This is a genomic window from Streptomyces sp. NPDC041135, assembly GCF_055592085.1.
On sequence record NZ_JBVIYZ010000001.1, the window covers coordinates 387,554 to 411,391 of the forward strand.

The window sequence follows — 23,838 nt, forward strand, 5'->3', positions numbered from 1 at the left end:
CGGTCCGGCCGTACGGGACAATGGGGGACATGCCTTCCGCACTCCCCGACGGCGAGCCCGTCCCCGCCGACGGCGCGCTGCCCACCGCCGCGCTCGCCGGGGCCGCCGGCCGCCCCCTCGGGTTCTACCTGCACGTCCCGTACTGCGCCACCCGCTGCGGCTACTGCGACTTCAACACCTACACCGCCACCGAGCTGCGCGGCACCGGCGGGGTGCTCGCGTCCCGCGACAACTACGCGGACACGCTGACCGACGAGATCCGGCTGGCCCGCAAGGTGCTGGGCGACGACCCGCGCGAGGTCCGCACCGTCTTCGTCGGGGGCGGCACCCCGACGCTGCTCGCCGCGGACGACCTCGTGCGGATGCTGGGGGCGATCCGCGACGAGTTCGGGCTGGCCGCCGACGCGGAGGTCACCACCGAGGCCAACCCGGAGTCCGTCGACCCGGCCTACCTCGCCACCCTCCGGGAGGGCGGCTTCAACCGGGTCTCCTTCGGCATGCAGAGCGCGCGGCAGCACGTGCTGAAGGTCCTCGACCGCACCCACACCCCGGGCCGCCCGGAGGCGTGCGTGGCGGAGGCCAGGGCGGCCGGTTTCGAGCACGTCAACCTCGACCTGATCTACGGCACCCCCGGTGAGTCCGACGACGACTGGCGGGCCTCCCTGGCGGCGGCCCTCGGCGCCGGGCCCGACCACGTCAGCGCGTACGCCCTGATCGTCGAGGAGGGCACCCAGCTCGCCCGCCGCATCCGCCGCGGCGAGGTGGCGCCGACCGACGACGACGTCCACGCCGACCGCTACCTGATCGCCGAGGAGATGCTGACGGCGGCCGGTCTCGACTGGTACGAGGTGTCCAACTGGGCCACCTCCGGGGCGGCCCGCTGCCTGCACAACGAGCTGTACTGGCGCGGCGCCGACTGGTGGGGCGCGGGCCCCGGCGCCCACAGCCACGTCGGCGGGGTGCGCTGGTGGAACGTCAAGCACCCGGGGGCCTACGCCGCCGCGCTGGCCTCGGGGCGCTCCCCGGGCGCCGGGCGCGAGGTGCTGTCGGACGAGGACCGGCGGGTGGAACGGGTCCTGCTGGAGCTGCGGCTGCGCGAGGGGGCGCCGCTGTCCCTGCTGCGGCCGGACGGGCTGGCCGCCGCCCGCCGCGCCCTGTCGGACGGGCTGCTGGAGCGCGCCCCCTACGACGAGGGCCGCGCGGTGCTCACCCTGCGCGGGCGGCTGCTGGCGGACGCGGTGGTACGCGACCTGGTCGACTGACCCCGGCCGCCACCGCCCCGGCGGCCTACGCCGGTTCCGTCACGAAGTCGATCAGCTGCTCGACCCGGCCGAGCAGCTCCGGCTCCAGGTCCCGGTACGACCGCACCCGGGACAGGATGCGCTGCCAGGCCGCCCCGGTGTTCTCCGGCCAGCCCAGCGCCCGGCACACCCCCGTCTTCCAGTCCTGTCCGTGCGGCACCCGGGGCCAGCCGGGGATGCCCACGGACGCCGGCTTCACCGCCTCCCAGATGTCGATGTAGGGGTGGCCCACGACCAGGGCGTGCTCGCCGGTCACCGCCTCGGCGATGCGCCACTCCTTGGAGCCGGGCACCAGGTGGTCCACCAGGACGCCCAGCCGTGCGCCGGGGCCGGGGGCGAACTCGGCCACGACCGCGGGCAGGTCGTCGACGCCCTCCAGGTACTCCACGACCACGCCCTCGATGCGCAGGTCGTCGCCCCAGACCCGCTCGACCAGCTCGGCGTCGTGCCGGCCCTCGACGTAGATGCGCCCGGCGCGGGCCACGCGCGCGCGGGCGCCGGGCACGGCGACCGACCCGGACGCCGTGCGGGCCGGGCGCCGCGGACCCGCCGGGGGCTTCACGAGGGTGACCACGCGGCCCTCCAGCAGGAACCCGCGCGGCTCCAGCGGGAACACCCGGTGCTTGCCGAAGCGGTCCTCCAGGGTGACCGTGCCCGCTTCGCAGCGGATCACCGCGCCGCAGAACCCGCTGCCCGGCTCCTCCACCACCAGGCCCGGCTCGGCCGGCACCTCGGGGACGGGTGTCGGCTTCTTCCACGGCGGGGTCAGGTCGGCGGAGTACCGGCGGGGGCGCGGGCCCGAGGGGCTCTCGTCGGCGGGGCGGTGGCGGGAGACGGGAGGGCGCATTCGGATGACGATAGGAGAAGCGGCGCCGGCGCACCCACGACACGCCGGAGCGGGCCCGCGGTGACGCTCAGCTCACGCCGAACCGCGCCGCCAGCGCGTCGCGTTGGGCCCGTACGAACGCCGCGTCGACGACCGCGCCGTGACCGGGCACGTACCGCGCGTCCGGGCCGCCCAGCGACAGCAGCCGGTCCAGGGCGTCGGGCCACCGGGACGGCACGGCGTCCGGGCCCGCCTGGGGCTCGCCGGACTCCTCGACGAGGTCGCCGCAGAACACCGTCTCCGGGTCGCCGGGGACCAGGACGGCCAGGTCGTGGGCGGTGTGGCCGGGACCCACGTTGGCCAGCAGCGCCTGCCGGCCGCCGCCGAGGTCCAGGGTCCACTCGCCGGAGACCAGGTGGCGGGGCGCGGCCAGGGCGTCGACCGCCTCGTCGGCGTCCGCCACCGGCAGGCCGTTGCGGACGGCGTCCAGGCGCAGCGCCTCGCGCTCGTGGGCGAACACCGTCTCGAGGCCCACCGCCGCGTACACCTCGGCCCCCGCGAAGGCGGCGGCGCCGAAGACGTGGTCGAAGTGGGGATGGGTGAGCGCGAGATGGGTCACACGGCGCCCGGCCAGTTCCTCGGCCCGCGCGCGCAGCCGGGCGCCCTCCGCGAGGCTGGAGCCCGCGTCCACCACCAGCGCCGTGCCCTCCCCGAGCACCAGCCCGGCCGTGCAGTCCCACCCGGGCAGCCGGCACCGGCCCACCCCCTCGGCCACCCGCTCCCAGCCCAGCTCTTCCCAAGACACCGTCATACCGCGACGCTAGCGTCAGCGACCGGCGACGACGCGGCGAAGGGGCGTGCCACGCCCCGCGACGCCGGCGTGATCCGGACGACAGGCCCTGGGGCACCGGCCTTGCCCGGTGTGTACCCGACGGCCGTACACTGGGCCGGAGGATGCTGGCACTCACATGCCAAGAGTGCCAGGCAGGGGGCCTGAGGGGCCGTGGGGACGAGTGCTGGAGGTGCGCGCGGATGCTGAGTGAACGCAGGCTGCAGGTGCTGCGCGCCATCGTCCAGGACTACGTCGGCACCGAGGAGCCGGTGGGCTCCAAGGCGCTCACCGAGCGGCACAACCTCGGCGTCTCCCCGGCCACGGTCCGCAACGACATGGCGGCCCTGGAGGACGAGGGGTACATCGCGCAGCCGCACACCAGCGCGGGGCGCATCCCCACCGACAAGGGCTACCGGCTGTTCGTCGACAAGCTCGCGGGCGTCAAGCCGATGACGCCGCCCGAGCGGCGGGCGATCCAGAACTTCCTGGGCGGCGCCGTCGACCTCGACGACGTCGTGGCCCGTACGGTGCGGCTGCTCGCGCAGCTCACCCGGCAGGTCGCCGTCGTGCAGTACCCCTCGCTGACCCGCTCGACCGTGCGGCACGTGGAGCTGCTCTCGCTGGCTCCCGCCCGTGTGATGCTGGTGCTGATCACCGACACCGGCCGGGTCGAGCAGCGGATGGTCGACTGCCCGGCGCCGTTCGGCGAGACGTCCCTGGCGGATCTGCGCGCGCGGCTCAACAGCCGGGTGGCGGGCCGCCGCTTCGCGGACGTCCCCCGGCTGGTGGAAGACCTGCCGGAGGCGTTCGAGGCCGAGGACCGCGGTACGGTCTCGACGGTGCTCTCCACACTTCTGGAGACACTGGTCGAGGAGAACGAGGAGCGGCTGATGATCGGCGGTACCGCCAATCTGACCCGCTTCGGACATGACTTTCCCCTCACGATCCGGCCCGTCCTGGAGGCCCTCGAGGAGCAGGTGGTGCTCCTCAAGCTCCTGGGCGAGCAGCAGGATCCGGGCATGACCGTCCGCATCGGTCACGAGAACGCCCATGAGGGGCTCAACTCCACCTCGGTGGTGTCGGTCGGCTACGGTTCGGGCGGCGAGGCAGTCGCCAAGCTCGGCGTGGTCGGACCGACCCGCATGGATTACCCGGGAACGATGGGAGCGGTACGCGCAGTGGCACGGTACGTCGGACAGATCCTGGCGGAGTCGTAAGTGGCCACGGACTACTACGCCGTTCTCGGCGTGCGCCGCGACGCGTCGCAGGATGAGATCAAGAAGGCGTTCCGGAGGCTCGCGCGCGAGCTGCACCCGGACGTCAACCCGGACCCGAAGACCCAGGAGCGGTTCAAGGAGATCAACGCCGCTTACGAGGTGCTGTCGGACCCGCAGAAGAAGCAGGTCTACGACCTCGGCGGCGATCCGCTCTCGCAGTCCGGCGGCGGCGCGGGCGGCTTCGGGGCCGGTGGCTTCGGCAACTTCTCCGACATCATGGACGCGTTCTTCGGCACGGCGTCGCAGCGCGGCCCGCGCTCGCGCACCCGGCGCGGCCAGGACGCCATGATCCGCATCGAGGTGGAGCTGGACGAGGCGGCCTTCGGCACGACCAAGGACATCCAGGTCGACACGGCGGTCGTCTGCACCACGTGCAGCGGCGAGGGCGCCGCGCCGGGCACCTCCGCCCAGACGTGTGACATGTGCCGCGGCCGCGGTGAGGTCTCGCAGGTCACCCGGTCCTTCCTGGGCCAGGTCATGACCTCGCGCCCGTGCCCGCAGTGCCAGGGCTTCGGCACCGTGGTGCCCACGCCGTGCCCGGAGTGCGCCGGCGACGGCCGGGTCCGCTCGCGGCGCACGCTGACCGTCAAGATCCCCGCCGGCGTCGACAACGGCACCCGCATCCAGCTCGCCGGCGAGGGCGAGGTCGGCCCCGGCGGCGGTCCGGCCGGTGACCTGTACGTCGAGATCCACGAGCTGCCGCACGCGCAGTTCCAGCGGCGCGGCGACGACCTGCACTGCACGGTCACGCTCCCGATGACCGCCGCGTCCCTCGGCACCAAGGTCCCGCTGGAGACGCTGGACGGCCTGGAGGAGGTCGACATCCGGCCCGGCACCCAGTCCGGCCAGTCGATCCCGCTGCACGCCCGGGGCGTCACGCACCTGCGCGGCGGCGGCCGGGGCGACCTGATCGTGCACGTCGAGGTGCAGACCCCGACCAAGCTCGACCCGGAGCAGGAGCGCCTGCTGCGGGAGCTGGCCAAGCTGCGCGGCGAGGAGCGTCCGACCGGACAGTTCCAGCCAGGTCAGCAGGGGCTGTTCTCCCGGCTGAAGGACGCCTTCAACGGCCGCTGACCCGGTGGGGCGCGGACGCGGACGGGGTGCTCCGGCACCCCGTATGCCGGGGGCGTATGCCGACGGAAGGCCGGATTCGGACTCGTTCACGGGACGTGACACCATGCCGTCATGTCCTCCGCGCTGACCGATCTCTTCCCCCACCCGATCGTGCAGGCTCCCATGGCGGGCGGCGTCTCCGTCCCGCAGCTCGCCGCCGCGGTCTGCGAGGCCGGCGGCCTCGGCTTCCTCGCCGCCGGGTACAAGACCGCCGACGGCATGTACCAGGAGATCAAGCAGCTGCGGGGGCTCACCGGCCGCCCGTTCGGGGTGAACCTGTTCATGCCGCAGCCCGAGCACCCCGGTGCGGGCGCCGGCCTCGCGGGGGCGACGGGCGCCGTGCCGCACTCCGGCGCGGTGGAGGTCTACGCCCACCAGCTGGCCGGGGAGGCCGCCTGGTACGAGACCGAACTCGGTGACCCGGACAGCGGCCGCGACGACGGCTACGACGCCAAGCTCGCAGTCCTTCTCGACAACCCGGTGCCGGTGGTCTCCTTCCACTTCGGCGTCCCGGCCCGCGAGGTCCTGGACTCGCTGCGCCGCGCGGGCACCCTCACCCTGGTGACCGCGACCACCGCCGAGGAGGCCCTCGCGGTGGAGCGGGCCGGGGCCGACGCGGTGATCGCCCAGGGCGTGGAGGCCGGCGGTCACCAGGGCACCCACCGGGACGTCCCCGAGAACGACGGCACCGGCATCGGACTGCTGTCGCTGATCGCCCAGATCCGCGAGGCCGTCGCCGTCCCGGTGGTCGCGGCCGGCGGCATCATGCGCGGCAGCCAGATCGCCGCCGCCCTCGCCGCGGGCGCCAGTGCCGCCCAGCTCGGCACCGCCTTCCTCGCCACGCCCGAGTCCGGCGCCGTCGCCCTGCACAAGCGGGCGCTGACCGACCCGCTGTTCGCCCGCACCGAGCTGACCCGGGCGTTCTCCGGCCGCCCGGCGCGCGGCCTGGTCAACCGGTTCCTGCGCGAGCACGGCCCCTACGCCCCGGCCGCCTACCCGGAGGTCCACCACCTGACCGCGCCGCTGCGCAAGGCCGCCGCGAAGGCCGGGGACCCGCAGGGCATGGCGCTGTGGGCCGGACAGGGCCACCGGCTGGCCCGCGAGCTGCCCGCCGGGCAGCTGGTGGAGGTGCTGGCGGCGGAACTCGCCGAGGCCCGGGCGGCGCTCGGCACGGCCGGTGACGCGCGATGACGGCCCCCGTCTTCGTCGTCGGGCACTTCGACGCGGGCCCCGGCGGCCGTTACGTCCTCGACGGCCCGGAGGGCCGGCACGCGGTGTCCGTGAAGCGGCTCGAGCCCGGCGAGGACGTCATCCTCACCGACGGGGCCGGGCGCTGGGCGGAATGCGTGGTGCTCGCCGCCGAGGGCAAGGACCGGCTGGTCGTCCAGCTGGACTCCTACCGCGAGGAGCCCCGGGAGCGGCCCCGGATCACCGTCGTGCAGGCCCTGCCCAAGGGCGACCGGGGTGAACTGGCGGTGGAGACGATGACCGAGGTCGGCGTGGACGCCATCGTGCCCTGGCAGGCGGCCCGCTGCATCACCCAGTGGAGGGGCGAGCGCGGCGCGAAGGCGCTCGGCAAGTGGCGGGCGACCGCCCGGGAGGCCGGCAAGCAGTCCCGCCGGGTCCGCTTCCCCGAGGTCGCGGACGCGGCGACGACCCGGCAGGTCGCCGCGCTGCTCGCCGGCGCCGACCTCGCCGTGGTGCTGCACTCCGACTTCGAGCACGGCAGCGAGCCCCTGGCCACCGCCGAACTCCCCGCCGACGGCGACATCGTGCTGGTCGTCGGCCCCGAGGGCGGCGTGTCCAGGGACGAGCTGGCGCTGTTCCTGGAGGCGGGCGCGAAGGCCTGCGTGCTGGGGCCTACGGTGTTGCGTACATCGACCGCCGGGACCGCGGCGGCGGCCCTGCTCCTGGGCCGCACCGGCCGCTGGTCCTGACCCCGGGGGGAAACAGCGTGGAACTCGCCCAGGTCCGGCTCCTCGTCGGCGACTTCGCCGCCTGCTACCGCTTCTACGCCGACGTCCTCGGCCTGAAGCCGCAGTCCGGGGCGGTCGAGGGGCCGTACGAGAAGTTCTCCCCGCACGTCGGCTCGGCCGGGATCGCGCTGCAGGACCGGGCGATGATGGCCGAGGTGCTGGGCGAGGCGGGCGAGGCGGCCACCGGCCACCGCTCGCTGGTGGTGCTGCGCGTCGACGACCTCGACGCCACGTGCGAGCGGATCACCTCCCGGGGCGCCACCCTGCTGCACGGCCCCGCCCCCCTGACCGACCGCCTGCGCGTCGCCCACCTCAAGGACCCCGAGGGCAACCTGGTGGAACTCCAGCAGTGGCTGCTGCTGCGCACCTGAGGCCGCGGCCGGGCACGGCTGACGACCCGAACGGATGAGTGGCCGTATGTGCCCTTCCGCCCCCCGGGGAGGCGGTGGCAGGCTGCCCGCATGGGGGTGTTGAGGCGTATTCGGCGCCGGCCGGCCCGGATGGCGGCCGTCGCGGGGCTCACGGTCGCGGCCGCGGGCGGTGTGGTGGCGTGCCAGCCCGGGGATCTGAACTCCTCGGCGGCCGCGTACACGACCGACGTGACCGCGACCGCTGAACTGAAACGGCAGCACGTCGACGTCGACTGGCTCAGCTGCACCGGCAGGTACGGCGAGGACCGGTCCGCGGGCGGCAGGTCCTCCTCGGCGTCCGCGGCCACCGTCGTCTCGGTCGACTGCCAGGGGCGGACCCGGGACGGCCGCAGGATCACCGTCACCGGCCGGGTCACCAGGGCCGTCGACGGCGCCTGCGTGCGCGGGAACCTGACCGCCGTGGTCGGCGGCCGCAGATGGTTCCGCGTCGACGGGCTCGGCGACTGCGACGCCACGCCCGGGCCCACGTACCGGCCGCCGGTCACCTACCGGCCCACCGGGGGCGGGCAGCGGCCGGGACCCACCGTCACCGTCACCGTCACCAGGACGATCTGGTGCCACGGCGATCCGACGTGCTGGCCGGTCGAGGGCAAGTGATCCGTTCCCGGGGCGCCGGTCGCGGCCGCCGCCTAGGCTGACCGGGTGACCGAGGGCACCCCGTCGTACGTCCGTTACCCGCACCCGCACGGCGACCTGGTCGCCTTCACCGCCGAGGACGACGTGTGGCTCGCGCCGCTCGACGGCGGCCGGGCCTGGCGGGTCAGTTCCGACAACGTGCCGGTGACCCGGCCGCGTGTCTCGCCCGACGGCACGGCCGTCGCCTGGACCTCCGGCCGGGACGGCGCGCCCGAGGTGTACACCGCCCCGGTGGCCGGCGGGCCCGCGAAGCGGCTGACCCACTGGGGCAGCCGGCAGACCGGGGTGCGCGGCTGGACGCCCGACGGACAGGTCCTCGCGGTCAGCACCCACGACCGGCCCGGCATCCGGCACAGCTGGGCGCGCGCCGTCCCGCTGGACGGCGGACCGGCCACCACCCTGCCCTACGGCCCGGTGGGCGACGTCGCGTTCGGCCCGGCCACGGTGCTGCTGTCGGCGTCGATGGGGCGCGAGGCCGCCGCCTGGAAGCGCTACCGCGGCGGTACGGCCGGCAAGCTGTGGATCGACCGGGACGGCGAGGGCGAGTTCACCCGGCTCCACCAGGAACTCGACGGGAACATCGAGTGCCCGGGGTGGGTGGGGGAGCGGATCTGCTTCCTGTCCGACCACGAGGGCACCGGCGCGCTGTACTCCTCCCTCGCCGACGGCTCCGACCTGCGCCGGCACACCCCGCTCGGCGGCTTCTACGCCCGCCACGCCGCCACCGACGGCACCCGGGTCGCGTACTGCTCGGCCGGTGAACTGTGGCTGCTGGACGACCTGGTGGACGCCGAGCCCCGGCGGCTGGCGGTGCGGCTCGGGGGCCAGCGCACCGATCTGCGGCCCTATCCGGTGGACGCCGCCCGCTGGTTCGGCGCCGCCTCCCCCGACCACACCGGACGCGGCAGCGCCGTCTGCGTGCGCGGCGGCGTGCACTGGGTCACCCACCGCCACGGCCCCGCCCGCGCCCTCGCCGCCACGCCCGGGGTACGGGCCCGGCTGCCGCGCGCCTTCCGGGTGGACGGCGAGGAGTGGGTGGTGTGGGTGACGGACGCCGAGGGCGACGACGCCCTGGAGTTCGCGCCGGCCACCGGGCTCGCCCCGGGCGCCCCGCCCCGCCGGCTGGCCGCGGGCCGGCTCGGCCGGGTGCTGGAGCTGGCCGTGGCACCCGACGGCAGCCGGGTCGCCGTCGCCGCCCACGACGGACGGCTGCTGCTGGTGGAACGGGAGACCGGCGAGGTCCGCGAGGTCGACCGCAGCGAGGACGGCGAGGTCTCGGGGCCGGCCTTCTCACCGGACTCGGCGTGGCTGGCCTGGACGCACCCCGGCCCCCGCCCGCTGTCCCAGCTGCGGCTCGCCCACACCACCGACCTGACCGTCACCGAGGCCACCCCGCTGCGCTTCCAGGACTACGCGCCCGCCTTCACCCTCGACGGCAGGCACCTGGTCTTCCTCTCCCACCGCGCCTTCGACCCCGTCTACGACGAGCACGTCTTCGACCTGGCCTTCGTCGTCGGCGCCCGCCCGCACCTGATCACCCTGGCCGCGGCAACCCCCTCGCCGTTCGGCCCGCAGCGCCACGGCCGGCCCGTCGAGGCCCCCGACAAGGACGAGACCCCCGACAGCGAGGGCGCCCCGGCCACCCGGATCGACCTGGAGGGGCTCGCCGACCGGATCGTGCCCTTCCCGGTCGAGGCCGGCCGGTACACCGACCTGCGGGCCGCCAAGGACGGCGTGCTGTGGCTGCGCCACCCGGTGCGCGGCGTCCTCGGCGCCTCCCGGGCCACCCCCGACGACCTCGACCCGCACACCCACCTGGAGCGCTACGACCTGGCCCGGCGGCGCCTGGAGCACCTCGCCGCCGACGCCGGCCACCTCGAGGTCAGCGGCGACGGCAAGCGGGTGCTGCTGTGGACCGACGGCCGGCTGCGCGTCGTGCCCAGCGACCGCCGGGCCGGCGACGGTGACGACGGCGACGGCGTCACCGTCGACCTCGCCCGGGTCCGCCAGCACGTCGACCCGGCCGCCGAGTGGCGGCAGATGTACGAGGAGACCGGCCGCCTGATGCGCGACCACTTCTGGCGGCCCGACCTCGGCGGCGTCGACTGGGACGGCGTCCTGGAGCGCTACCGGCCGCTGCTGGAGCGGATCGCCACCCGCGACGACCTCGTCGACGTGCTGTGGGAGGTGCACGGCGAACTCGGCACCTCGCACGCCTACGTCTACGGCCACCACCACGGCGGCGACCCCGGCCAGGGCCTGCTGGGCGCCGACCTCTCCCGGCACCCGGACGGCACCTGGCGCATCGACCGGGTCCTGCCCACGGAGACCTCCGACCCGGACGCCCGCGCCCCGCTGGCAGCGCCCGGTGTCGCCGTGCGCGCCGGGGACGCCGTCGTCGCCGTTGCGGGCCACCCGGTCGACCCGGTGACCGGCCCCGGCCCGCTGCTCGTCGGCACGGCCGGGCAGCCCGTGGAGCTGACCGTCTCGCCGTCCGGCGGGGGCGAGCCGCGGCACGCGGTCGTGGTGCCCGTCGCCGACGAGGAGGCGCTGCGCTACCACGCCTGGGTCGCCGACCGGCGCGCCCACGTCCACGAGGTCTCCGGCGGCCGGCTCGGCTACCTCCACGTCCCCGACATGACCGCCACCGGCTGGGCCCAGATCCACCGGGACCTGCGCGTGGAGGTGACCCGCGAGGGACTCGTCGTGGACGTGCGGGACAACCGGGGCGGGCACACCTCCCAGCTGGTCGTGGAGAAGCTGGCCCGGCGGATCGTCGGCTGGGACGTGCCGCGCGGCATGCGGCCCACCAGCTACCCGCAGGACGCGCCCCGGGGCCCGGTCGTCGCCGTCGCCAACGAGTTCTCCGGCTCGGACGGCGACATCGTCAACGCCGCGATCAAGGTGCTCGGCATCGGCCCGGTCGTCGGCACCCGCACCTGGGGCGGCGTCATCGGCATCGACAGCCGCTACCACCTGGTCGACGGCACGCTGGTCACCCAGCCGAAGTACGCCATCTGGATGGAGGGCCACGGCTGGGCCGTGGAGAACCGCGGCGTCGAGCCGGACGTCGAGGTCGTCCAGCGGCCCCAGGACTGGGTGGCGGGCCGGGACGCGCAGCTCGACGAGGCGGTCCGCCTCGCCCTGGCCGCACTGGAGCGGACGCCCGCGAAGACCCCGCCGGGCCTTCCGGACCTGTCCTGACGCCCGGCTCGCTACGATGCACCCGTACCAGTGATCACCAGCGCGAGGAGGCGCCCGCATGGCAGGGGAACCGCAGGACGACTGCCTGTTCTGCAAGATCGTCGCGGGGCAGGTCCCGGCGACGGTCGTGCGCGAGAGCGAGACCACCCTGGCGTTCCGGGACATCAACCCCCAGGCGCCCACCCACGTCCTGGTGATCCCCAAGGCGCACTACGAGAACGCGGCCGCGCTCGCCGCCGGGGCCCCGCAACTGGCCGCCGACGTGCTGGCCGAGGCCGGGGCGGTCGCCGAGCAGGAGAACCTGGACAGCTACCGCACCGTCTTCAACACCGGCAGCGGCGCCGGCCAGACCGTCTGGCACGCCCACGCGCACGTCCTCGGCGGCCGCGGCCTGCAGTGGCCCCCCGGGTGAGGCGGCGTGTCCGTACGTGAGCTGGTGGTCCTCGGCACCGCCAGCCAGGTCCCGACCCGGCACCGCAACCACAACGGCTACCTGCTGCGCTGGGACGGCGAGGGCATCCTGTTCGACCCCGGCGAGGGCACCCAGCGCCAGCTGCTGCGCGCCGGGGTCGCCGCGCACGACCTGAACCGGATCTGCGTCACCCACTTCCACGGCGACCACTCGCTGGGCCTGGCCGGGGTCATCCAGCGCATCAACCTCGACCAGGTCCCGCACCCGGTCACCGCCCACTACCCGGGCTCGGGGCAGCGCTTCTTCGACCGGCTGCGGTACGCCACCGCCTACCGCGAGACGGTCCGGCTCACCGAGGCGCCCGTCGAGCGCGACGGCGACCTCGTGGTCACCGGCGCCTACACCCTCCAGGCCCGCCGGCTCTCCCACCCGGTCGAGTCCTACGGCTACCGGCTCGTCGAGCCGGACGGGCGCCGCATGCTGCCCGAGCGGCTCGCCGCGCACGGCATCACCGGGCCGGACGTCGGCCGCCTCCAGCGTGAGGGCGTCCTCGGCGGCGTGCGCCTCGACGAGGTCAGCGAGGTGCGGCGCGGGCAGCGGTTCGCGTTCGTCATGGACACCCGGCTCTGCGAGGGCGTGCACGCCCTGGCCGAGGACTGCGACCTGCTCGTCATCGAGTCGACCTTCCTCGACGAGGACGCCAGGCTCGCCGCCGACCACGGCCACCTCACGGCCGGCCAGGCGGCGGCAGTGGCCCGTGACGCGGGCGTACGGCACCTGGTGCTCACCCACTTCAGCCAGCGCTACTCCGACCCGGCCGAGTTCGAGCGGCAGGCGCGGGCGGCCGGGTTCACCGGGGAGCTGACCGTGGCCCACGACCTGCAACGCGTGCCGGTTCCGAAGCGCAGGTGAAACGGCCGTACGATGCTTTGATGCCCCTCCCGAAAGCTGAACTGCACCTGCACATCGAAGGCACCCTGGAGCCCGAGCTGGCGTTCCGGCTGGCCGCCCGCAACGGCGTGAGCCTGCCGTACGCGGACACCGGCGCGCTGCGCGAGGCGTACCGGTTCGAGGACCTCCAGTCCTTCCTGGACCTGTACTACGAGCTGATGGCCGTCCTGCGCACCGAGCAGGACTTCGCCGACCTGGCCGACGCCTACCTCGCCCGCGCCGCCGCCCAGGGGGTCCGGCACGCGGAGATCTTCTTCGACCCGCAGGCCCACCTCGCCCGGGGCGTGGCGATGGGCACGGTCGTGGAGGGGCTGTGGCGGGCGCTCGGCCGCAGCGAGGCCGAGCACGGCGTCTCCACCCGGCTGATCATGTGCTTCCTGCGCGACGAGTCCGCCGAGTCGGCGCTGGCCACCCTGGAGGCGGCCCGGCCCTACCTGGACCGGATCACCGGCGTCGGACTGGACTCCGCGGAGGTCGGCCACCCGCCGGCGAAGTTCCGCGAGGTGTACGAGGCCGCCGCCGCGGTGGGCCTGCGCCGGGTGGCGCACGCGGGGGAGGAGGGGCCGCCGGAGTACATCACCGAGGCGCTCGACGTGCTCGGCGTGGAGCGCGTCGACCACGGGCTGCGCTGCCTGGAGGACCCGGAGCTGGTGCGGCGGCTGGTGCGCGAGCGCGTCCCGCTGACCCTGTGCCCGCTGTCCAACGTACGGCTCCGCGCCGTCGGCACCCTGGCCGACCACCCGCTGCCGGCCATGCTCGAGGCGGGCCTGCTGTGCACGGTCAACTCCGACGACCCGGCCTACTTCGGCGGCTACGCCGGGGACAACTTCGACGCGGTCCGCTCCGTGCTCGGCCTGGACGAGGACCGGCTGCGCGAGCTGGCCCGCAACTCCTTCCTCGCCTCCTTCCTGGAGGACGACGAGGAGCGCCGGGCGCGCTGCCTCGCCGAGGTGGACGCCTACACGTTCGAGCGGGACGAGCCGGCCTCCCGGTAGCACGCTCCCCGCAGGTCACGGCCCCGGCGCGGCAACCGCCCGCCGGGGCTTCGCCGTACCGTGCCGCGCTCCCGCCGGTCCGGCCCCGGCCCGGGGTGACGGTTGACGCCTGCTGTTCGCGTATCTAACCTCTGTTCTCATACGTGGATGGCGGTCGTGAGGGAGATGATCAGGTGAGCGGCGACACCGGCCCGGCGGCCGTGGCGGAGCGGCTGCGCGAGGGCATGGCCTCGGGCGTGCTGTCCTTCCCGCTCACCGCCTTCCGCGACGACGGCTCCCTCGACCCCGCCGGGCTGCGCGCCCACCTCGCCACCCAGCTCGCCGCCGCCCCCGGCGCCCTCTTCCCGGCCTGCGGCACCGGGGAGTTCTTCTCCCTGGACGAGGACGAGTACCGGGAGGTGGTCACGGCGGCCGTCGAGGAGGCCGCCGGGCGGGTCCCGGTGGTCGCCGGCACCGGCTACGGCTGGGCGCAGGCCGCCCGGTTCGCCCGCATCGCCGAGGAGGCCGGCGCCGACGCCCTGCTCGTCCTGCCGCACTACCTGGTCGCCGCTCCGCAGGACGGCCTGGTCGCCCAACTGGCGCACCTCGCGGCCCGCACCTCACTGCCGCTCATCGCCTACCAGCGCGGACAGGTCGACTACGGCCTCGAGGCGTTCCGGCGCCTGACGCGCGTCCCCGGGGTCATCGGCCTCAAGGACGGCCACAGCGACCTCGACCGCCTCCAGCGGCTCACCCTCGCCGCCCCCGCCGGCTTCCTGTTCTTCAACGGCGCCGCCACCGCCGAGATCCAGGCCCGCGCCTACGCCGCCGTCGGCGTCCCCGCCTACTCCTCCGCCGTCCACGCCTTCGCCCCCGAGATCGCGAACGCCTGCTTCACCGCCCTGCGGGACGGCGACCACGCCACCGCCGACACGCTGCTGCGCGACTTCTACGTCCCCTTCGTCGAACTGCGCGACCGGGCGCCGGGGTACGCCGTCTCCCTCGTCAAGGCGGCGGCCCGGCTGCGCGGACGGCCGGTCGGCCCGGTCCGCGCCCCGCTCACCGACCCCGCGCCCGCCGACCTCGCCGCGCTGCGCGCCCTGCTCACCGCCGGACTCGACCTCGTAGGAGCCACCCTGTGACCCGCGACCTGACCATCGCCGAGGTGCGGCTGACCCCGATCCTGGTCGCCGACCCGCCGCTGCTCAACACCCAGGGCGTGCACCAGCCGTACACCCCGCGGCTGATCGTCGAGGTCGTCACGGCCGACGGGACCACCGGCCTCGGCGAGACCTACGGCGACACCAAGTACCTGGAGATCGCCCGCCCCCTGGCCGGCCGGCTCGTCGGCCGCTCGGTCACGGACGTGAACGGCCTCTTCGGCCTGGACATCGCCGTCGACGCCTCCCGGGTCGAGGACGCGGTCGACGTGGGCGGACTGCGCGGCGTGCAGACCGCCGACAAACTGCGGCTGTCCGTGCTGTCCGCCTTCGAGGTGGCCTGCCTGGACGCCCAGGGCAAGACGCTCGGCCTGCCCGTGCACGCCCTGCTCGGCGGCAAGGTCCGCGACTCGGTCGAGTACAGCGCCTACCTGTTCTACAAGTGGGCCGCCCACCCGGAGGGACGGCCGGCCGAACCGGACGACTGGGGCGCCGCCCTCGACCCGGCCGGCGTCGTCGAGCAGGCCCGGAAGTTCACCGAGCGGCACGGCTTCACCTCCTTCAAGCTCAAGGGCGGCGTCTTCCCGCCCGACGAGGAGATCGCCGCCGTCCGCGCCCTCGCCGAGGCCTTCCCCGGCCACCCGCTGCGGCTCGACCCCAACGGCGCCTGGTCGGTGGAGACGTCGCTGGAGGTGGCGCGGGAACTGGCCGGCGTCCTGGAGTACCTGGAGGACCCCGCGCTCGGCACCCCGGCGATGGCCGAGGTCGCCGCGGGCACCACCGTCCCGCTCGCCACCAACATGTGCGTGACCACCTTCGCGGAGATCCCGGAGGCGTTCGCCCGCGGCGCCGTGCAGGTGGTGCTCAGCGACCACCACTACTGGGGCGGGCTGCGCAGCACCCAGCACCTCGCCGCGATCTGCCGCACCTTCGGCGTGGGCATCTCCATGCACTCCAACACCCACCTCGGCATCAGCCTGGCCGCGATGACCCACGTGGCGTCCACCGTGCCCGGGCTGCGGCACGCCTGCGACTCCCACTACCCCTGGCAGCCGGAGGACGTGCTCACCGAGCGCCTCGCCTTCACCGGCGGCCGCGTCACCGTTTCCGACGCGCCCGGCCTCGGCGTCGAGCTGGACCGGGACCGGCTGGCCCGGCTGCACCGCCGCTGGGCCGAGGACGACGGCACGCTGCGCGACCGCGACGACGCGGCGGCGATGCGGGCGGTCGAGCCGGGATGGGTGACGCCGGCGATGCCGCGCTGGTAGCCCGGCGGCAGCCGGCACACCCGGTCCCACGGGGAGCGCGATGTGGTGCAATGGCCAGATCCGCACCACGTCAGGGAGCGCACCGTGACCGCGTCCAACGCGATTGCCGGAGAGGAACCGGAGTTTCCGCAGTACGCGGAGTACATCGTGGAGGCCCCGCAGTGCCGGGCCCGGATCGACCCCCTGGAAGGCCTGCGCGCGGCCGGCGACCCGCCCTGCGACGTGTACCTGACCGGCACGGTCTTCCTCGACATCATCTTCACCGGCCTGGACTCGGCCCCCGTGCGCGGCACCGAGTCCTGGGCCCGGGGGATGGGCTCCAGCCCGGGCGGGGTCGCCAACATGGCCACCGCGCTGGCCCGCCTCGGACTGCGCACCTCCCTCGCGGCCGCCTTCGGCGACGACCACTACGGCGAGTACTGCTGGGACGCCCTGGAGCAGGGCGAGGGCATCGACCTCACCGCCTCGCGCACGGTGCCCGGCTGGCACTCCCCGGTGACCGTCTCCATGGCCTACGAGGGCGAGCGCACGATGGTCTCCCACGGCCACGAGCCGCCCCCGGAGGAGCCCGCCCCCGACCACGCCCCCCGCGCCCGGGCCGCCGTCGCCTCGCTCACCCCCGGCGCGCGCGCCCCCTGGATCGCCGAGGCCGCGCGCGCGGGCACCCTGGTCTTCGCCGACGTCGGCTGGGACGACACCGGCGCCTGGGACCTGGCCGGGCTGGCCGACCTGGCGCACTGCGAGGCCTTCCTGCCGAACGCCGAGGAGGCCATGCGCTACACCGGCGCCGACTGCCCGCGCGCGGCCGCGCACGCCCTCACCGAGCACGTCCCGGTGGCGGTGGTCACCCTCGGCGCGGAGGGCGCCTACGCGGTGGACCGGCGCACCGGCGAGAGCGCCGAGGTGCCCGCCATCGCCGTCGCCGCCCTCGACCCCACCGGCGCCGGGGACGTGTTCGTCGCCGGGTTCGTCACCGGCACCCTCGCCGGCTGGCCGCTGGCGGACCGGCTGGCCTTCGCGGGGCTGACGGCGGCGCTGTCGGTGCAGGAGTTCGGCGGGTCGCTGTCCGCGCCCGGCTGGGCGGAGATCGGCGCCTGGTGGCGCCGGGTGCAGTCGGTGGAGGGCCAGGACCCGGCCGCGCTGCGTCGCTACGCCTTCCTGGACCGGCTGGTCCCCGAGGAGCAGATGCGGCCGTGGCCGCTGCGCCGGGCGGTGCCGACGATCGGGTTCCGGCGCTCGGTGTGAGGCCCGGGAGACCGCCGGGAAACTGCCGCGTGAAAAGTCCTACGGGGTTGTCAGCCCCCCGTCGTACCCTGGACAGTGCGAGGCCGCCCTCAGCTACGCGGCCGTGACGAGGAGGAACCGCAGGCCTTAAGCGCCGGCCCATGACTCAGACACCCACAGCTCGGACCGCCGCGCAGGAGCAGGCGAGAGCACAGTTCACGGTCCCCGCCCAGCACCCGATGGTCACCGTGCTGGGATCAGGCGACTCCCTCCTGCGCGTGATCGAGAAGGCCTTCCCGGCGGCCGACATCCATGTCCGGGGCAACGAGATCAGCGCGGTCGGCGACCCGGCGGAAGTCGCCCTGATCCAGCGCGTGTTCGACGAGATGATGCTGGTGCTCCGCACCGGGCAGCCGATGACGGAGGACGCAGTGGAACGCTCGATCGCCATGCTGAAGGCGAGCGAGAACGGGACGAGCGACGGCCAGGAGACCCCGGCCGAGGTACTGACGCAGAACATCCTGTCCTCGCGCGGCCGCACCATCCGCCCCAAGACCCTCAACCAGAAGCGCTACGTCGACGCCATCGACAAGCACACGATCGTCTTCGGCATCGGCCCCGCCGGTACCGGCAAGACCTACCTGGCCATGGCCAAGGCGGTCCAGGCCCTGCAGTCCAAGCAGGTCAACCGGATCATCCTGACCCGCCCGGCGGTCGAGGCCGGCGAGCGCCTGGGCTTCCTGCCCGGCACGCTCTACGAGAAGATCGACCCCTATCTGCGCCCGCTGTACGACGCGCTGCACGACATGCTCGACCCCGACTCCATCCCGCGCCTGATGGCCGCCGGGACGATCGAGGTCGCGCCGCTGGCCTACATGCGCGGCCGTACCCTCAACGACGCCTTCATCATCCTGGACGAGGCCCAGAACACGAGCCCCGAGCAGATGAAGATGTTCCTCACCCGGCTGGGCTTCGAGTCGAAGATCGTCATCACGGGTGACGTGACCCAGGTCGACCTGCCCAACGGCACCAAGTCCGGTCTCCGGCAGGTGCAGGACATCCTGGAGGGCGTCGACGACGTCCACTTCTCCCGGCTGTCGTCCCACGATGTCGTACGGCACAAGCTGGTGGGCCGTATCGTCGACGCGTACGAGAAGTACGACAGCGAGAACGGCACCGAGAACGGCACGCACAAGGGGCCGGGCCGCGGCAAGGCCGGACACAAGGGGAAGTAGACCAGCACGACCATGTCGATCGACGTCAACAACGAGTCCGGAACCGAGGTCGACGAGCAGGCGATCCTCGACATCGCCCGCTACGCGCTCGCGCGGATGCGCATCCACCCGCTCTCCGAACTGTCGGTGATCGTCGTGGACGCCGACGCCATGGAGCAGCTGCACATCCAGTGGATGGACCTGCCCGGGCCCACCGATGTCATGTCGTTCCCGATGGACGAGCTGCGGCCGCCCTCGAAGGACGACGACGAGCCGCCGCAGGGCCTGCTCGGCGACATCGTGCTGTGCCCGGAGGTCGCCGCCCGGCAGGGGGCCGACGCGCCCACGCGCCACACCATGGACGAGGAGCTGCACCTGCTCACCGTCCACGGTGTGCTGCACCTGCTCGGCTACGACCACGAGGAGCCCGACGAGAAGGCGGAGATGTTCGGGCTCCAGGCCGCCATCGTGGACGGCTGGCGTGCCGAGCGGGGACTGACCGGGCCCTCCCCGGCGCCCACGGTCTCGTAAGCGCGGCCGATGAGTCCACAGATCGTCCTGGGCGCGATCGCGCTCGTCGTCGTCGCCTGGCTCGCCGCCTGCGCGGAGGCGGGCATCGCGCGCGTCTCCAGCTTCCGCGCCGAGGAGGCCGTGAAGTCCGGCCGGCGCGGCGGCGCCAGACTCGCCGCGATCGCCGCCGACCCCACCCGCTACCTGAACGTGGCCCTGCTGGTCCGCGTCGCCTGCGAGATGGCCGCCGCCGCGCTCGTGACCTACGCCTGCCTGGCCGAGTTCCCCGGCACCGCCGAGGCCCTGCTGGTCGCGATCGGCGTCATGGTCCTGGTGAGTTACGTCGCGGTCGGTGTCTCGCCGCGCACCATCGGCCGCCAGCACCCCCTCAACACGGCGACCGCGGCCGCGTACGTGCTGCTGCCGCTGGCCCGGGTGATGGGCCCGGTGCCGTCCCTCCTCATCCTCATCGGCAACGCGCTCACCCCCGGCAAGGGGTTCCGGCGCGGCCCGTTCGCCTCCGAGGCCGAGCTGCGCGCGCTGGTCGACCTCGCCGAGCAGGAGTCCCTGATCGAGGACGACGAGCGCCGCATGGTGCACTCGGTCTTCGAGCTGGGCGACACGCTGGTGCGGGAGGTCATGGTGCCGCGCACCGACCTGGTCGTCATCGAGCGGTTCAAGACCATCCGCCAGGCCCTCACCCTCGCCCTGCGCTCCGGTTTCTCCCGCATACCGGTCAGCGGCGAGAGCGAGGACGACATCGTCGGCATCGTGTATCTGAAGGACCTGGTCCGCAAGACGCACATCAGCCGCGACGCCGAGAACGAACTGGTGTCCACGGCCATGCGGCCCGCCGTCTTCGTGCCCGACACCAAGAACGCCGGCGACCTGCTGCGCGAGATGCAGAAGCAGCGCAACCACGTCGCCGTCGTCATCGACGAGTACGGCGGCACGGCCGGCATCGTCACCATCGAGGACATCCTGGAGGAGATCGTCGGCGAGATCACCGACGAGTACGACCGGGAACTGCCGCCCGTGGAGGACCTCGGCGACAACCGCTACCGGGTCACCGCCCGCCTCGACATCACCGACCTCGGCGAGCTGTACGGCCTGGAGGAGTACGACGACGAGGACGTGGAGACCGTCGGCGGACTGCTCGCCAAGGCGCTCGGCCGGGTGCCCATCGCGGGTGCCTCCGCCCGGGTCGAGCTGCCCGACGAGCGCACCCTGCGGCTGACGGCGGAGGCCGCGGCCGGCCGCCGCAACAAGATCGTGACGGTGCTGGTGGAGCCGGTCGACCCGGCCGAGGACCCCCCGGAGCAGGAGACGGAGCCGGAATGACCCCCCAGGAGCTGCGCGCCCTCTGCCTGTCCTGCAACGCGGCGGTGGAGGACTTCCCGTTCAACCCGGAGACCTCGGTCTTCAAGGTGCTGGGCAAGATGTTCGCCCTGACCGACCTCGGCGCGCGGCCCCTGACCGTCAACCTCAAGTGCGACCCCGAGGACGCCCTGCGGCTGCGCGGCGAGCACCCGGGCCTCGTCGTCCCGGGCTACCACATGAACAAGCGGCACTGGAACACCGTCACCGCCGACGGCGGGCTCCCGGACCGGCTGGTCCGGGAGCTGATCGAGGACTCCTACGACCTCGTCGTCGCGGGCCTACCGCGCGCCGAACGCCTCCGCCTCGACCGCCCCTGACGGCGTCCGGCGGCGCAGGCCGAACCCGACCAGGACCGCGGCCGCCAGCACGATCGCCGCGTCCAGGGCGAGGACCGTGCGGACGCCGGACAGCAGGTCGTCCGAGGTGGTGGCCAGCACCCCCAGCAGCGGGATGCCGACCGTGATCCCCACCTGCTGGGTGGACGTGACCAGGCCGGTGGCCAGGCCCTGCTCCGCGTCGGGCACGCCGGAGGTGACGGTCAGGCCGTAGGAGACGATCGCGCCCAGGTGGCACATGCTGGCCAGCGACACGGCCGCGGTGGCCGTCCACACCGACCAGGTGTGCGCGTTCAGCCCCAGCAGGACGGCGACCAGCGCGCCCTGCCCGGCCAGCGAGCCGACCAGCGTCCGGCGGGCGCCGAAGCGGCCGATGACCCGCGCCGCGTATCCGCCCGCGACCGCCGACAGCACGCCCTGGAAGCCGAACACCAGACCCGTGCGGAAGGCCGACAGCCGCAGCACCTCCTGGAGGTACAAGGTCAGCACGAACACGACGGTCGACATCATCGAGAAGGTGACCAGGCCGCCCAGGTTGCCCCACGCGACCGTACGGCGGCGCAGCATCGGCAGCGACACCAGCGGCGCGGCCGCCCGGGACTCGATCACGGCGAACGCGGTCAGCAGCAGCACGCCCGCGGCCAGCGTGGTGAGGACGTCGGCGTGGCCGAAGCCCCGGTCGGCGGCGGTGGACAGGGCGTAGATCAGCGCGAGCAGAGCGCCGGTCACGGTGACCGCGCCCGGCACGTCCAGCCGCGGCCGCAGCGGGGTGCGCGACTCCGGCAGCAGAGCGGGCGCCAGCGGCAGCACGGTCAGCGCGAACACCGTCAGCAGGGCCATGGTGGAGCGCCAGCCGAAGGCGTCGGTCAGCACACCGCCCGCGACCATGCCGACCGTGAAGCCCAGCGACAGCAGGGTGCCGGAGATGCCCAGGGCGCGGTCACGGGCCGGCCCCTCCGGGAAGGTGGTGGTCAGCAGGGACATCCCGGCCGGCACGATCGCCGCCGCGCCCAGGCCCTGCAGCGCCCGCCCGGCGAGGAAGGACGCCGGGTCCCAGGCCAGGGTCGCCAGCAGCGAGGCGGCGCCGAACAGGGCCAGGCCGGCCAGGAACAGCCGGCGCCGCCCGAACAGGTCGCCGACGCGGCCGAACAGCAGCAGGAAACCGCCGGACGGCAGCGCGAACGCGGTGACCGCCCACTGCAGCGCCGACCGGCTCATACCGAGGTCGGTGCCCAGCCGGGGCAGTGCCACGTTCAGCACGGAGAAGTCCAGCGCGACCATGAACTGCGCCGCGCACAGCACGAAGAGGACCAGCTTGTCACGCGCCGTCAGCCGGGGGGCGCCGGGCCGGTGGTCCGTCACGGGGAGGGAGGGAGAGGTGTCGATCGCCATGGCAAGAGCATCCGGCGGCCGGAATACTCCTGGGGAGACGGAACTTATGGTGGTGGTGACACCACCAGACACGACAGGGGGAGCGGGACGTGCCTGAGGATGCCGCGAAGAGCCACCGGCTGCGCGAGCTGCGGGAGTTCCTGATCAGCCGCCGCGCCCGGGTGACCCCGGCCGAGGCCGGTCTGCCCGTCGGCGGCGGCCGGCGCCGCACCCCCGGGCTGCGGCGCGAGGAGGTCGCCGTCCTCGCCGGGGTGGGGGCGTCCTGGTACCAGTGGCTGGAGCAGGGGCGGGACATCTCCGTCTCCCCGCAGGTTCTCGACTCCGTCGCCCGGGTGCTGCGCCTGAGCAACGCCGAGCGCCGCCACCTGTACGTGCTGGCCGGGCTGAACCCGCCCGCGCCCGAAGTGGCCCCGGAGAAGCGGGACATGTGCGACGGGCTGCGGCGGCTGATCGACACCTGGATGCCGTACCCGGCGCACATCATGGACCTGTACTACAACTACGTGATGCACAACGACGCGGCCGCGCTGGTGCTCGGCATGCGCTCCGACATCCGGCAGAACTGCATGGTCGACTTCTTCACCGACCCGCTGTACCGCTCGCGCAGCAGGAGCTGGGAGCAGAACGCGCGCACGGTCGTCGCCCAGTTCCGGGCCGCCTGCGCCGCCCGGCCCGACGACGACGGCTTCCAGGAGGTGCTCGCCGAAGTGAGCGCCCTCAGCCCGGAGTTCGCCGCGATGTGGGCCGAACGGGACATCGAGGACCCGGGGCAGGTCCGCAAGGAGCTGGACCACCCGCTGGTCGGGCTGCTGGTGGTGGAGTCGACGGTGATGAAGGTGCCGGCCCGGCCCGACCTGGCGATCGTGCTGCACACCCCGCTGGACGAGGCGAACACCGCCGCGAAGCTGGAGTGGCTGGCCTCGCCGGAGGGCAGGCGCGGGGCGATGTACCCGGTGGCGGGCTGAGCGGCGGCACCCGGGGCGGGGTGGCCGTGCGGACCCCGTGGCCGAGCGGGCGGCGGCGGTCTCCGTATGCTCGGTCCATGACCGACAGCAACGCGCTCGACCCCGAGGACCGCAAGATCGTCACCCTGGCCCGTTCCGCGCGGGCCCGCAACGGCGTGCCCGAGGGCGCGGCCGTACGCGACGAGACCGGTCGCACCTATGTCGCCGGCACCGTGCACCTCGCCTCCCTGCGGCTCAGCGCCCTGCGCACGGCCGTGGCCATGGCGGTGGCGTCCGGCGCGCGGTCCCTGGAGGCGGCCGCGGTGGTCAGCGAGGCCGACGCCCTCACCGCCGAGGACCGGGCCGCCGTCGGCGACCTCGGCGGCCCGGGCACGCCCGTGCTGCTGGCCGGCCCCGACGGCACCGTGAAGCTGACCGAGGCGGCGGGCCCGGCCGAGTAACACCCGGCAGGTGTCCG

Annotated in this window: 23 protein-coding genes; 20 read left to right on the top strand and 3 right to left on the bottom strand. The window is 74.3% G+C overall.

Translation table 11 applies throughout. From position 1 onward, the window contains the following. The first annotated feature begins 29 nt into the window (after positions 1-29). Positions 30-1,262 carry a radical SAM family heme chaperone HemW gene (hemW, locus tag ACZ6CZ_RS01725; protein ID WP_469013147.1) on the top strand — a complete coding sequence of 411 codons (1,233 nt, stop codon included), beginning with the start codon at positions 30-32 and terminating at the stop codon, positions 1,260-1,262. A 25-nt stretch (positions 1,263-1,287) separates the two neighbouring features. Here the strand turns inward: hemW and ACZ6CZ_RS01730 are convergent, their stop codons facing one another. Both ACZ6CZ_RS01730 and ACZ6CZ_RS01735 read right to left on the bottom strand, forming a co-directional pair. Then, complete coding sequence (locus ACZ6CZ_RS01730; RefSeq protein ID WP_469013150.1) at positions 1,288-2,148, bottom strand: DUF3097 domain-containing protein; 861 nt, start codon at positions 2,146-2,148, stop codon at positions 1,288-1,290. A gap of 67 nt (positions 2,149-2,215) precedes the next feature. Then, a complete protein-coding gene (locus tag ACZ6CZ_RS01735; RefSeq protein WP_469013155.1) occupies positions 2,216-2,938 on the bottom strand; it encodes an MBL fold metallo-hydrolase in 723 nt (240 codons plus the stop codon). Between the two features lie 221 nt (positions 2,939-3,159). Between ACZ6CZ_RS01735 and hrcA the strand changes: the two genes are divergently transcribed. The 17 genes from hrcA (at position 3,160) to ACZ6CZ_RS01820 (ending at position 21,006) form a co-directional block, all read left to right on the top strand. Further along, positions 3,160-4,176, top strand: a complete 1,017-nt coding sequence (gene hrcA, locus ACZ6CZ_RS01740) for a heat-inducible transcriptional repressor HrcA (RefSeq protein WP_469013159.1) — start codon at positions 3,160-3,162, stop codon at positions 4,174-4,176. Beyond that, entirely contained in the window at positions 4,177-5,310 is a 1,134-nt protein-coding gene (gene dnaJ / locus ACZ6CZ_RS01745; protein WP_469013161.1) for a molecular chaperone DnaJ, read from the top strand. Positions 5,311-5,421: 111 nt separating this feature from the next. Next, the gene (locus ACZ6CZ_RS01750; RefSeq protein WP_469013163.1) at positions 5,422-6,540 is read left to right on the top strand and encodes a nitronate monooxygenase; all 1,119 of its coding nucleotides are present in this window, start codon (positions 5,422-5,424) and stop codon (positions 6,538-6,540) included. Further along, a complete protein-coding gene (locus ACZ6CZ_RS01755; RefSeq protein WP_469013166.1) occupies positions 6,537-7,286 on the top strand; it encodes a 16S rRNA (uracil(1498)-N(3))-methyltransferase in 750 nt (249 codons plus the stop codon). Before ACZ6CZ_RS01750 ends, ACZ6CZ_RS01755 begins: the two co-directional genes overlap by 4 nt. Positions 7,287-7,303: 17 nt before the next feature. Beyond that, a complete protein-coding gene (locus ACZ6CZ_RS01760; protein ID WP_469013169.1) occupies positions 7,304-7,696 on the top strand; it encodes a VOC family protein in 393 nt (130 codons plus the stop codon). Between the two features lie 90 nt (positions 7,697-7,786). Continuing rightward, positions 7,787-8,353 (top strand): hypothetical protein, encoded by a 567-nt coding sequence (locus ACZ6CZ_RS01765; RefSeq protein WP_469013175.1) that lies wholly within the window; start codon positions 7,787-7,789, stop codon positions 8,351-8,353. 45 nt (positions 8,354-8,398) lie between these two features. Beyond that, positions 8,399-11,596 (top strand): S41 family peptidase, encoded by a 3,198-nt coding sequence (locus ACZ6CZ_RS01770; RefSeq protein WP_469013177.1) that lies wholly within the window; start codon positions 8,399-8,401, stop codon positions 11,594-11,596. A gap of 58 nt (positions 11,597-11,654) precedes the next feature. Further along, a complete protein-coding gene (locus ACZ6CZ_RS01775) occupies positions 11,655-12,008 on the top strand; it encodes a histidine triad nucleotide-binding protein (protein WP_469013180.1) in 354 nt (117 codons plus the stop codon). 6 nt (positions 12,009-12,014) lie between these two features. Continuing rightward, the gene (locus ACZ6CZ_RS01780; protein WP_469013186.1) at positions 12,015-12,920 is read left to right on the top strand and encodes a ribonuclease Z; all 906 of its coding nucleotides are present in this window, start codon (positions 12,015-12,017) and stop codon (positions 12,918-12,920) included. 20 nt (positions 12,921-12,940) lie between these two features. Continuing rightward, a complete protein-coding gene (locus ACZ6CZ_RS01785; protein WP_469013191.1) occupies positions 12,941-13,954 on the top strand; it encodes an adenosine deaminase in 1,014 nt (337 codons plus the stop codon). A 224-nt stretch (positions 13,955-14,178) separates the two neighbouring features. Then, positions 14,179-15,075, top strand: a complete 897-nt coding sequence (locus tag ACZ6CZ_RS01790; RefSeq protein ID WP_469014360.1) for a 5-dehydro-4-deoxyglucarate dehydratase — start codon at positions 14,179-14,181, stop codon at positions 15,073-15,075. Further along, on the top strand, positions 15,072-16,361 hold the full coding sequence (locus tag ACZ6CZ_RS01795) for a glucarate dehydratase family protein (protein WP_469013193.1): 1,290 nt from the start codon (positions 15,072-15,074) through the stop codon (positions 16,359-16,361). Before ACZ6CZ_RS01790 ends, ACZ6CZ_RS01795 begins: the two co-directional genes overlap by 4 nt. 84 nt (positions 16,362-16,445) lie before the next feature. Next, positions 16,446-17,606, top strand: coding sequence for a carbohydrate kinase family protein (locus tag ACZ6CZ_RS01800; protein ID WP_469013196.1), 1,161 nt, complete (start codon positions 16,446-16,448; stop codon positions 17,604-17,606). 140 nt (positions 17,607-17,746) lie between these two features. Further along, complete coding sequence (locus tag ACZ6CZ_RS01805) at positions 17,747-18,820, top strand: PhoH family protein (protein ID WP_469013199.1); 1,074 nt, start codon at positions 17,747-17,749, stop codon at positions 18,818-18,820. A 12-nt stretch (positions 18,821-18,832) separates the two neighbouring features. Beyond that, positions 18,833-19,330 (top strand): rRNA maturation RNase YbeY, encoded by a 498-nt coding sequence (ybeY, locus tag ACZ6CZ_RS01810; RefSeq protein WP_469013202.1) that lies wholly within the window; start codon positions 18,833-18,835, stop codon positions 19,328-19,330. Positions 19,331-19,339: 9 nt separating this feature from the next. Beyond that, the gene (locus ACZ6CZ_RS01815; protein WP_469013207.1) at positions 19,340-20,650 is read left to right on the top strand and encodes a hemolysin family protein; all 1,311 of its coding nucleotides are present in this window, start codon (positions 19,340-19,342) and stop codon (positions 20,648-20,650) included. Beyond that, positions 20,647-21,006 carry an MmcQ/YjbR family DNA-binding protein gene (locus ACZ6CZ_RS01820; protein ID WP_469013210.1) on the top strand — a complete coding sequence of 120 codons (360 nt, stop codon included), beginning with the start codon at positions 20,647-20,649 and terminating at the stop codon, positions 21,004-21,006. The genes ACZ6CZ_RS01815 and ACZ6CZ_RS01820 overlap by 4 nt, the downstream gene beginning before the upstream one ends. On the opposite strand, the gene ACZ6CZ_RS01825 is transcribed toward ACZ6CZ_RS01820, so the two are convergent. Then, a complete protein-coding gene (locus tag ACZ6CZ_RS01825) occupies positions 20,968-22,416 on the bottom strand; it encodes an MFS transporter (protein WP_469013212.1) in 1,449 nt (482 codons plus the stop codon). The two genes, ACZ6CZ_RS01820 and ACZ6CZ_RS01825, sit on opposite strands and share 39 nt — an antisense overlap. Before the next feature lie 89 nt (positions 22,417-22,505). Here ACZ6CZ_RS01825 and ACZ6CZ_RS01830 point away from each other — a divergent pair, with 89 nt between their 5' ends. Both ACZ6CZ_RS01830 and ACZ6CZ_RS01835 read left to right on the top strand, forming a co-directional pair. Continuing rightward, complete coding sequence (locus ACZ6CZ_RS01830; RefSeq protein WP_469013216.1) at positions 22,506-23,381, top strand: helix-turn-helix transcriptional regulator; 876 nt, start codon at positions 22,506-22,508, stop codon at positions 23,379-23,381. Between the two features lie 77 nt (positions 23,382-23,458). Next, the gene (locus tag ACZ6CZ_RS01835; RefSeq protein WP_469013218.1) at positions 23,459-23,821 is read left to right on the top strand and encodes a cytidine deaminase; all 363 of its coding nucleotides are present in this window, start codon (positions 23,459-23,461) and stop codon (positions 23,819-23,821) included. Positions 23,822-23,838: the final 17 nt, after the last annotated feature.

Coding starts and splice junctions, on each gene's coding strand:
- hemW (WP_469013147.1), top strand. CDS start 30: ATGCCTTCCGCACTCCCCGACGGCGAGCCCGTCCCCGCCGACGGCGCG.
- ACZ6CZ_RS01730 (WP_469013150.1), bottom strand. CDS start 2,148: ATGCGCCCTCCCGTCTCCCGCCACCGCCCCGCCGACGAGAGCCCCTCG.
- ACZ6CZ_RS01735 (WP_469013155.1), bottom strand. CDS start 2,938: ATGACGGTGTCTTGGGAAGAGCTGGGCTGGGAGCGGGTGGCCGAGGGG.
- hrcA (WP_469013159.1), top strand. CDS start 3,160: ATGCTGAGTGAACGCAGGCTGCAGGTGCTGCGCGCCATCGTCCAGGAC.
- ACZ6CZ_RS01750 (WP_469013163.1), top strand. CDS start 5,422: ATGTCCTCCGCGCTGACCGATCTCTTCCCCCACCCGATCGTGCAGGCT.
- ACZ6CZ_RS01755 (WP_469013166.1), top strand. CDS start 6,537: ATGACGGCCCCCGTCTTCGTCGTCGGGCACTTCGACGCGGGCCCCGGC.
- ACZ6CZ_RS01765 (WP_469013175.1), top strand. CDS start 7,787: ATGGGGGTGTTGAGGCGTATTCGGCGCCGGCCGGCCCGGATGGCGGCC.
- ACZ6CZ_RS01775 (WP_469013180.1), top strand. CDS start 11,655: ATGGCAGGGGAACCGCAGGACGACTGCCTGTTCTGCAAGATCGTCGCG.
- ACZ6CZ_RS01785 (WP_469013191.1), top strand. CDS start 12,941: ATGCCCCTCCCGAAAGCTGAACTGCACCTGCACATCGAAGGCACCCTG.
- ACZ6CZ_RS01790 (WP_469014360.1), top strand. CDS start 14,179: ATGGCCTCGGGCGTGCTGTCCTTCCCGCTCACCGCCTTCCGCGACGAC.
- ACZ6CZ_RS01805 (WP_469013199.1), top strand. CDS start 17,747: ATGACTCAGACACCCACAGCTCGGACCGCCGCGCAGGAGCAGGCGAGA.
- ybeY (WP_469013202.1), top strand. CDS start 18,833: ATGTCGATCGACGTCAACAACGAGTCCGGAACCGAGGTCGACGAGCAG.
- ACZ6CZ_RS01815 (WP_469013207.1), top strand. CDS start 19,340: ATGAGTCCACAGATCGTCCTGGGCGCGATCGCGCTCGTCGTCGTCGCC.
- ACZ6CZ_RS01820 (WP_469013210.1), top strand. CDS start 20,647: ATGACCCCCCAGGAGCTGCGCGCCCTCTGCCTGTCCTGCAACGCGGCG.
- ACZ6CZ_RS01825 (WP_469013212.1), bottom strand. CDS start 22,416: ATGGCGATCGACACCTCTCCCTCCCTCCCCGTGACGGACCACCGGCCC.
- ACZ6CZ_RS01835 (WP_469013218.1), top strand. CDS start 23,459: ATGACCGACAGCAACGCGCTCGACCCCGAGGACCGCAAGATCGTCACC.